This is a genomic window from Bradyrhizobium sp., assembly GCF_052389815.1.
In the GTDB taxonomy this organism is placed as follows: domain Bacteria; phylum Pseudomonadota; class Alphaproteobacteria; order Rhizobiales; family Xanthobacteraceae; genus Bradyrhizobium.
In genome coordinates this window covers 31828-40935 of sequence record NZ_JBQTHN010000062.1, presented here as the reverse complement: position 1 = coordinate 40935, position 9108 = coordinate 31828, and the positions used below count along the sequence as shown (strand labels likewise).

Sequence of the window (9108 nt, the reverse complement as noted above, 5' to 3'; positions counted from 1 at the left end):
TCAGCTCACGATGCTTCGATGGGTTACGATCCAACGGTCAGCGGCCCGGTCCGGGTGGCCACCCAGGCCGGGCCATTCCTTGCGGAACCCTCACACCTTAGCAGGTCGTGCTGATACAAGGATGGGTGGAGCGAAAGCGATACCCATCATGCCCTGCGCAACAAGCGTGATGGGTTTCGCAAAGGGCTCAACCCATCCTGTACCTACGCAGTCGATCAAGCTGCAATCTGCGTCAGGAGATCGCGCATCAGGCCGCGCAACAGGTCGAGCTTGTAGCCCGTCATCGGCAGCGGATTGGCGCCGTCGGTGGCGAGCCTGGCCGCGTTGGCGATGGTCGCCTCCGTCGGTGGCCGGCCTTCGAGCGCGGCTTCCGCTGCGGTGAGGCGCAGCGGCCTCGGCGCGATGCCGCCGGCGGCGATGCGCACGGATTTGAGCGCGCCGTCCGCGATCACCGCACGCGCGCAGACTTCCACCAGCGGCCACTCGGCATAGCTGCGGCTGATCGCGCGCTTGTAGCGGGCGCGCTCGCCCGCGAGCGGAGGGGGCAGCGCGATGCTGCGGATCGTCTCGCCCGCTTGCAGCGCGTGATCGGCGCGGCCGTCGGAGCCATCGCCGAGCAATTCTGCGACGGAGATTCCCTTGCGGCGGTCGGTCGTCACCGTCGCCTCGTAGGCGAGCAGCGCGCAGGCCATCGAGGACGGATGCGGCGCGACGCAGGGGCCGCGATCGAAGGCGACGTGGTAGAGATGATTGCCGGGCCGCGCCGGGCAGTCGCTGCCGCCCTTCTTCAGACAGGCGATGTGCGGATTGCGGAAATACCAGCAGCGCGAACGCTGCGCGAGATTGCCGCCGAGCGTGGCGAGATGCCGGATCTGCGGCGTGGCCAGCCCGAGCGCGGTGGCGGCGACGCCGGGATAGCCGTCCTCGATGCGCTTGTCAGCGGCGATGGTTGCGATGGTGGCGAACGCGCCGATGGTGGCGGCGCCGTCGCCGCCCCAGACGATGCCGTCATCGCCGGGCAGGACGAGATCGATCACGGGACCTTTCGACACGCCGGTGCGGCGGCGCTCGGAGAGGTCGGTGCCGGCGGCGCGGAATTCGCCCGCGATCCCCATGGTGGCTGTCTCGCTCATGCTGCGCTCCTTGCGTTGAGGGCGGCGATAATGCGCGCCGGCGTGATCGGCATTTCCGTCGGCCGGATGCCGATGGCATCACGAATCGCGTTCGCAATCGCCGGCGAAGTCGGCACGGTCGCGACCTCGCCGATTCCGGCGCTGCCGCCCATCACATGCTCGAATCCGGCTTCGTCGAAATGCACGTCGATCTCGGGCGTGTCGGCGATCCCCGGTATGCGGTAGTCCTCCAGGTTCGACGTCAGCACATGGCCGCTTCGCGCATCGGTCTCGCGCGCCTCGTAGAGCGCATATCCGATGCCCTGGATGACCGAGCCGGTCGCCTGGCTGCGCGCCAGCGCCGGCGCTGCGATCTTGCCGACCGCAATTCCGGTGTGAACGTTGAGCACCCGGACATGGCCGAGCCAGGTGTCGACCTCGACCTCCACCACCTGCACCGAGCTCGGCACGCCGGCGCCGATCGCAAGGTTGGAGAAGCGACGCATCATCCAGCCGAAGATGATACCGATGAAGCCGGCCTCCCGCAGCGGCGAGCGCACGTCGGGCGAGGATGGCCTGGCGTCTTCGGGGCGCACGCCGGAGGCGGCAAGATCGGGCGAGGCCGCGAGCAGCTCGCGCCACGGCGCGTTCGAGCCGGGCGCCGGCTTCTGCTTCGCGTTGCGCTCGATCGCAGCCTTCAGCTTCTGCACGGCGATCAGCGTCGGTGGAATCACCGAGGCCGTGACGCGGCTGCCGCCGGCGCCGGGACCTTCCGGCAGACGGGAATCGCCGATCCGCACCTCCACCTCATGCGGCTCTATTCCGAACTCGCGTGCGACGGTGTTGGCGATCACGGTACGGCTGCCCTGGCCGATGTCCTGGGTCGAGCTGCTGGCGATGAGGCGGCCGCCCTTGACGGCGACTTCGACGGAAGACCCGGGTTGCCAGATATAGAGCCAGAAGCCGCTGGCGACACCGACGCCGCGGCGATAGCGGCCGGTCTGCGCCGCCGCGCTCTTGCGGCTCTTCCAGACCTCGAGATTCGACGCCCAGTCGTAGAGCCTGCGGCGGTTGGGATTGGTGTCCCACCGTTTGCGCAAGGCGATCGGGTCGACCTTCATCTTGAGCGCGGCTTCGTCGACGGCCTGCTCCAGCGCGAATGCCATCGGCGGTCCGCCGGGCCCGCGGAACGGCGCGCCGGGCGGCAGGTTGCTGACGACGTCGAAATCGGCGAGCTCCTTCGCTTCGGCCGGATAGATCAGGCGCGCCAGCCCGGCGAGCGTGGAGTTGGTGGCGGCGCCGGTGTCGGCATACGCGTTGAACGTCAACGCCTTCAGCGCGCCTTCCGGCGATGGCAGCAGCGCGATCTTCATCTCGGCCGCCGGCCGGTAGCCGGTGACGGAAAGCTCCTCATGCCGGTCGAACACGACCCGCACCGGCGCCTTTGCGGCGCGCGCGAGCTCAATCGCCGCAATGGTCTCGGTGCCGAAGCTCGCCTTCGAGCCGAAGCCGCCGCCGACGTGGTCGGCGATGACGCGCACCTTGTCGTGCGCGATGCCGAAGCGTTTGGCGATCAGCTCGGCCAGGTGAAACACGGCTTGGGTCGAGACGTGCACGGTGAGGCGGTCGCCGTCGAAGCGGGCAACCGCGGCATGCGGCTCGAGGCAGGTGTGCTGCTGCGTGGGGGTGCGGAACGTCGCCTCGACCAGCAGCGGGTCGCGCGCCTCGCGCGCCCCGCCGATCCAGTTGCGCGCCTTTTTCGCCTTCAGCGAGAACGCGTTGGAAGGCCCGCGCAGATTTCCCTTCCATGGCGCGGGGCCGCCGGCGCCTTCCGAGACGTTGCCGGCCTTTTTGCGGCTCGACCTGTCGAACACGACGGGCGCATCGGAGCCGCGCGCGTCGTCGAGGCCGACCACGGCCGGCAGGGGCTGGCTCGACAGGCGGATGGCGTCGATGGCGGCAAGCGCGGCCTTGCGGTCCGTGGCTGCGACCGCCGCGATCGGCGCGCCGACGAAACGCACGACGCCGTCGTCGGCGAGCAGCGAGACCGCCGCCGCGACGCCCGGCATGGCGAGCGCCGGCGCCAGGTCGACATTGCCGATCTTCGCATGCGCCGCGTTGGAGCGCAGGATGACGCCTTCGAGCTGCCCATCATGCCTGATGTCGACGGTGTATTTGGCCGCGCCCGTTACCTTGGCGCCGGCCTCGACGCGCGGCGGCTGCACGTCCTTGCCGTCGAACTGGCCGGCGCAGGCGGCGGCAACCGCGCTGAAGATGCCGTCATAGGCGCCGCAGCGGCACAGGTGTCCCGACAGCGCCGCGCCGATCTCCTCGCGCGACGGCGCAGCCGTGCCGTTGGCCGCGCGCCAGCGATCGTGGAAGGCCGCCGCCTCGACGATGAAGCCGGGCGTGCAGAAGCCGCATTGCAGCGCGTCGTGCGCCATGAAGGCTTTCTGGATCGGATGCATGCCTTTCGCGGCGATGCCCTCGACCGTGGTGACGGATTTTCCGGCAGCGGCCTGCGCGGGCATCAGGCAGCTTGCCACCGGCGCGCCGTCGAGCAGCACCGTGCAGGCGCCGCAGACGCCCGAGCCGCAGACCAGCTTGGTGCCGGTGAGGTCGAGATTGTCTCTGATGACATCGACCAGCATCGCATCGCGATCGTCGGGAAGCGCGGCGGATTTGCCGTTGATCGTCATGGTGCTCATTTCCGGGCTCCTGCTTTGCGGCGGACGGGACGGGCGGATGCTGGCTTGTTCGGCTTCGATGGCGCGATGGCGCCGGCGATCAGCGTGCGCAGCATCGCCTCCGCATCGCGCAGGAAGGCGTCGGCGGGCCGCATCGACGGATAGGCGGACTTCGTGCCGGTGACCGCAAGCTCGACATAGCGGGCCAGCTTCGCCGCGGTCATGCCGGGGACCAGCGTCAGCTTCTGGCGCCTGACCGTGCGTGCGATGGTGGCGGCCACCTGCGCGTCATGCAAGGCGGAATAATGCTGATAGAGATCGCGCGCGTGGATCAGGTGTTCGGAGAACAGCTCCTCGACGTGCGGCGAGCCGTCAAAGGAGGCGACGAACGCCCGCAGCCGCGCGGCGACCTGCGCCACGACGATGGCGGCGAGCGGCTTGCCCGCGGCCTCTGCGCGCTCGGCGGCATCAGCGCCATCGGCGAGCGCGCCGTCATGCACGCGCTCGATCACCGCGCGGAACAGCGCTTCCTTCGACTTGAAATGATGATAGAGCGCCTGCCGCGTCAGGCCTGCGGCCTCCGCCGTCTCCTCGATCGAGGAACGGCGGAACCCATGCCGGCGGAACACCGTCATCGCGGCGTCGAGAATGCGGTCGCGCGGGCTCATTTGACGAATTTGACACTTACGGTCAAAACGTCAAATCACGGTTTTGGGATTGTTGGATATGCGCCGGCTCCGCCGTCATTGCGAGGAGCGAAGCGACGAAACAATCCAGCTTCCTTTGTTGCGGCAAAGCTGGATTGCTTCGCTGAGCCTGTCATCGGGCCGCGCTTTGCGCGGACCCGTTGGCTCGCAATGACGGTCGTGGTTACTTCACTCGACGGTTGCTCACTTCGCCCGATACGCCGCCAGAAACATCCGCACGGCGCTGTCGGCCACTTCGCCGATGCGCGCAGGCGAAGGCGCGGGTGCGGCCTGGAAGACGAAGGGCAGGAACAGGCCGGCCTGGCACGTCAGCATGAACTGCGAGGCGGCGAGGCGGCAGTCGGGAATGTCGAGGTCGCCTGATTTCACATGCGCCTCGAGATAGGTGGCGAGGCGCGTGATGCTCAAGTCCAATACGTTTTCATAATAGCGGCGGCCGACCTCGGGCATGCGCTCGGCGATCGCCATCACCGTGCGGATCGCGGACCCCCCGCCGGGACGGCACAGCACGCCGATATAGGCGCGGCCGAATTCGCGTAGCGTGGTCTCGACGTCGCGTGCGGGATCGAAATTGAAGGCGGTCCGGCTCTGTTCGATCTGTTCTTCTTCCACGATCGCCTCGAACAGGCGGTACTTGTCGGCGAAGTAGACATAAAGGGTGCCCTTGGAAACGCCGCAGGCGCGGGCGATCTCGCCCATGCTGGCGCCGTCAAAGCCGAGATCCATGAACACCTTGCGCGCGCCCTGGAGAATCTGGCGGCGCTTGGCGCTTTCCTCCTCGCCGGAAATCGGATGCAAATTTGGAGCGCTTGCAACCATTGGTTCAGCTTCCGGGGAAAGATTCCGCGACTGCGAAGGGGGTGGAAGGAATTCGACCGTATGGTCCGTTTGGCGATAATACTAGATTGACCGAACCGTTCGGTCAATGATAATTTGAGCGCCGACAAAGTGGCGAGGGTCCGTCCGGGCTTTGGTCAGTGTCGCGACACCGTTTGTGAGGAGGCCGGAATGGCCGCGACCAGAGACCAGGCCGCCCGCGCGATCCGGCCCGATGCCGAAACCGCGGAGGGCAACGCGTCCGGCCATGCTTCGCCCGGACTCGAGCAGCTCCGCCACGTTGCGGAAGAGGCCAAACGTCACGCGCCTGAATCGCCGAACGCAACGCCAGCAGAGAAGCCCGCCGGCGCGCCGGCGGCAGCGCCCGCGGCCGCCGCGCCGAAATCGGGCAAGCGCAAATTCGTCGCGATCGGCATCATCGGCCTGCTCGCGCTCGCCGCTGCCAGCTACGCCGTTCACTACGTCCTCGTCGGCCGCTTCTACGTCTCGACCGACGATGCCTATGTGCGCGCCAACAACACCATGCTGGGCGCGCGCGTCGCCGGCCACATCACGGCGATCATGCCCGGCGACAACAGCCTCGTGAAGAAGGGCGACGTCATCTTCCGCATCGACGACGGCGACTATCGCATTGCGGTCGAGTCCGCACGCAGCAAGATCGCGACCCAGCAGGCGACCATCGAACGCATCGGCCGCCAGGTCACCGCGCTGGAAAGCGCGGTCGAGCAATCGAAGGCGCAACTCGTCTCCGCGGAAGCCGTGCTGAAGCGCGCCGGGCTCGACTTCGAGCGCCAGCAGCAGCTGTCAACCAAGGGCTTTGCCTCGCGCGCCGCGTTCGAGGTCTCGGAAGCTAGCCGCGACCAGGGCGCCGCCGCCGTGCGGTCCGCGCAGGCTGCCTTCGACGCCGCGCGCGACAATGTCGAGGTGACCAAGGCACAGCAGAACGAGGCGCGCGCGCAACTGAAGGAATTGCAGGCCGCGCTCGCCAAGGCCGAGCGCGATCTCGACTTCACCCATGTGCGTGCGCCGGTCGACGGCACCTTCTCCAATCGCCTCGTCAATGTCGGCGACATGATCCAGGCCGGCCAGCGGCTCGGCAACGTGGTGCCGCTCGACGAGGTCTTCATCGATGCCAACTACAAGGAGACGCAGCTCAAGCGAATCCGTCCCGGCCAGCCGGTCATGATCAAGGTCGACGCCTACGGCTTCCGCAAGTTCAGGGGCGTGGTCGACAGCATTTCGGCGGGCGCAGGCTCGGTGTTCACGCTGCTGCCGCCGGACAACGCCACCGGCAATTTCACCAAGATCGTGCAGCGCGTGCCGGTGCGCATCCGCGTGCCCAAGAGCGTGGCGAGGCAGCATTTGCTGCGCGCCGGCATGTCGGTCTACACCACCGTCGACACGCGCGAAGGCGCACATGACGCCGACGACGAGGCCGATCTCGATTCACCCGGGATGACGCAGCCGAAGTAAGCGCATGATCCCGAAAAGTGGAGGCCGGTTTTCGGACAAGATCATGCGCAAGAAAATGATTCCGAAGGGTGTCGCAGAACATGGCTGACGCCACCACTGCAACGCCTGCCATGATGAACCCGGCCGAGATGTCCGAACGGATTCCGCCAAAGCGGCTGTTCGCCTTCCTCATCATGGTGTTCGGGATGTTCATGTCCATCCTGGACATCCAGATCGTCTCCGCTTCGCTCAACGAAATCCAGGCAGGGCTCTCGGCGAGCCAGAGCGAAGTGTCGTGGGTGCAGACATCGTACCTGATCGCCGAGGTGATCGCGATCCCGCTGTCCGGCTTCATGTCGCGCGCGCTCGGCACGCGGCTGTTGTTTGCGATTTCCGCCTTCGGCTTCACCGTCGCGAGCTTCTTCTGCGGCTTCGCCTCGACGCTGGAGCAGATGATCTTCTGGCGCGCGATCCAGGGATTCCTCGGCGCCGGCATGATCCCGACGGTGTTTGCCTCGGCCTACACGGTGTTCCCGCGCAGCAAGTTCTACATCGTCGGCCCGATCATCGGGCTTGTTGCGACACTCGCGCCAACCATCGGCCCGACGGTCGGCGGCCTGATCACCGACTGGATGTCGTGGCACTGGCTGTTCTTCATCAACATCGTGCCCGGCATCGGCATCACCATCGGCGTGCTGGTGCTGTGCGATTTCGACCGACCCGACTTCAAGCTGCTCGATCATTTCGACTGGTGGGGCCTCGCGTTCATGGCGAGCTTCCTCGGTACGCTGGAATACGTGCTGGAAGAGGGGCCGCGCCATCAATGGCTGCAGGACACCTCGATCGCGGTGAGCACCGCGATCTGCGCGATCTCGGCGATCGCCTTCTTCTGGCGCGTGTTCACGGCGAGGGAGCCGATCGTCGACCTGACGACGTTTGCCGACCGCAATTTCGGCATCGGCTGCCTGATCGCGCTGTTCATCGGCGTCGGCCTTTACGGCCTGACCTACATGTATCCGCGCTATCTCGCCGAGGTGCGCGGCTACAGCGCGCTGATGATCGGCGAGACCATGTTCGTCTCCGGGATCACCATGTTCCTGGTGGCGCCGATCATCGGCCGGCTGATGACGATCATCGACATGCGCCTGATCATCGCTTTCGGTCTGATCGTCTTCGCGCTCGGCTCCTGGCAGATGACGTGGATTACCAAGGACTACGACTTCTGGGAGCTGTTCGTGCCGCAGGTGCTGCGCGGCATCGGCATGATGTGCGCGATGGTGCCGACCAACACCATCGCGCTCGGCACGCTGCCGCCGGAGCGGGTGAAGAACGCCTCCGGCCTGTTCAACCTGATGCGCAATCTCGGCGGTGCGCTCGGGCTTGCCGTCATCAACCAGGTGCTGAACGAACGCACCGATCTGCACATCGCGCGACTGCACGAGCGAGTGAACTGGGGCAACGCCACCGCGGTCGAGACGCTCAACATGTTCACCCAGCGCATGCAGGGCATGGGCGATGCGACGCTGATGGCGCTGAAGCAGCTGTCGCAGATCGTGCACCGCCAGGCCGCCGTCATGGGCTATGGCGATGCCTTCTACCTGCTGACGGTCTTCTATCTGGCCTTGAGCCTGCTGGTGCTGCTCTTGAACAAGCCGTCAGCGGCGCTGCTCGGCGGCGGCGATGGCGGGCATTAAAGCGCGATGAGATAAGGTTGAACTGGCACCCACGGTTCACCTCTCCCGAAGGGGCCCGAAGGGAGAGGTGAAGCGAGTCTGCCGGACGTGCGATTCAACCAAACACCATCCCGCTTTAGCGCGCAAAAACCCGGGCCGGTATCGGCCGATCAGCGCGGAATGCCGCCGGAGAATTTCGAGCGCGCTCGCGGCCAGTACGGGTTTTCCACGCACATCGCCGCAAGTCCTACCGCCGCCGCCCGGCACTGATCCCATGACGAATAATAGCAGTCGTAGTAGTAGCTGCCGCCCCACTGCCATTTCTGCAGACAGACCGGGCCTTTGGAATTGTAGGTTTGGGCCGTGGCAGGGGCAGCCGCCAGGATCATCGCGCTGCCCAGGATCATCCAACGAAGTATGCGCATCGCCATCTCCTTCAAGCTGTTTGGCGGCCGTAGCGCGTTCTTACAGCCGACATATGTCGTCCACCGCGATTGCGCCAGATCGGCCGCCGCCGGAAGCGGACGCCCGGGTCTGCGGGCTTGCTCCTCCTCGACAATCCCGATTTGAGCCTTAAGATGTTGCGCCCTGAACCGGATTTGTTGCCGGCCATCGATTTTCACAGGCCCTGGGTAGCGCG

General features: G+C 66.4%; 7 protein-coding genes. 2 read left to right on the top strand and 5 right to left on the bottom strand.

What is annotated here, in order from left to right:
• Nucleotides 1-215 precede the first annotated feature (215 nt).
• From ACT4OC_RS11095 to ACT4OC_RS11080, 4 genes are all read right to left on the bottom strand, one after another.
• Nucleotides 216-1133: an FAD binding domain-containing protein gene (locus ACT4OC_RS11095; RefSeq protein ID WP_444839030.1), complete on the bottom strand. Its 918-nt coding sequence runs from the start codon at nt 1131-1133 to the stop codon at nt 216-218.
• Nucleotides 1130-3820: a molybdopterin-dependent oxidoreductase gene (locus tag ACT4OC_RS11090; protein ID WP_444839029.1), complete on the bottom strand. Its 2691-nt coding sequence runs from the start codon at nt 3818-3820 to the stop codon at nt 1130-1132. Before ACT4OC_RS11090 ends, ACT4OC_RS11095 begins: the two co-directional genes overlap by 4 nt.
• Nucleotides 3817-4467 (bottom strand): TetR/AcrR family transcriptional regulator, encoded by a 651-nt coding sequence (locus ACT4OC_RS11085; protein WP_444839028.1) that lies wholly within the window; start codon nt 4465-4467, stop codon nt 3817-3819. The genes ACT4OC_RS11090 and ACT4OC_RS11085 overlap by 4 nt, the downstream gene beginning before the upstream one ends.
• A gap of 222 nt (nt 4468-4689) precedes the next feature.
• Nucleotides 4690-5325, bottom strand: a complete 636-nt coding sequence (locus ACT4OC_RS11080; RefSeq protein ID WP_444839027.1) for a TetR/AcrR family transcriptional regulator — start codon at nt 5323-5325, stop codon at nt 4690-4692.
• A gap of 189 nt (nt 5326-5514) precedes the next feature.
• Between ACT4OC_RS11080 and ACT4OC_RS11075 the strand changes: the two genes are divergently transcribed.
• Both ACT4OC_RS11075 and ACT4OC_RS11070 read left to right on the top strand, forming a co-directional pair.
• A complete protein-coding gene (locus tag ACT4OC_RS11075) occupies nt 5515-6816 on the top strand; it encodes an HlyD family secretion protein (RefSeq protein WP_444839026.1) in 1302 nt (433 codons plus the stop codon).
• Nucleotides 6817-6896: 80 nt separating this feature from the next.
• Entirely contained in the window at nt 6897-8489 is a 1593-nt protein-coding gene (locus ACT4OC_RS11070; protein ID WP_444839025.1) for a DHA2 family efflux MFS transporter permease subunit, read from the top strand.
• A gap of 149 nt (nt 8490-8638) precedes the next feature.
• Here the strand turns inward: ACT4OC_RS11070 and ACT4OC_RS11065 are convergent, their stop codons facing one another.
• A complete protein-coding gene (locus tag ACT4OC_RS11065) occupies nt 8639-8893 on the bottom strand; it encodes a DUF3551 domain-containing protein (RefSeq protein ID WP_444839024.1) in 255 nt (84 codons plus the stop codon).
• Nucleotides 8894-9108 lie beyond the last annotated feature (215 nt).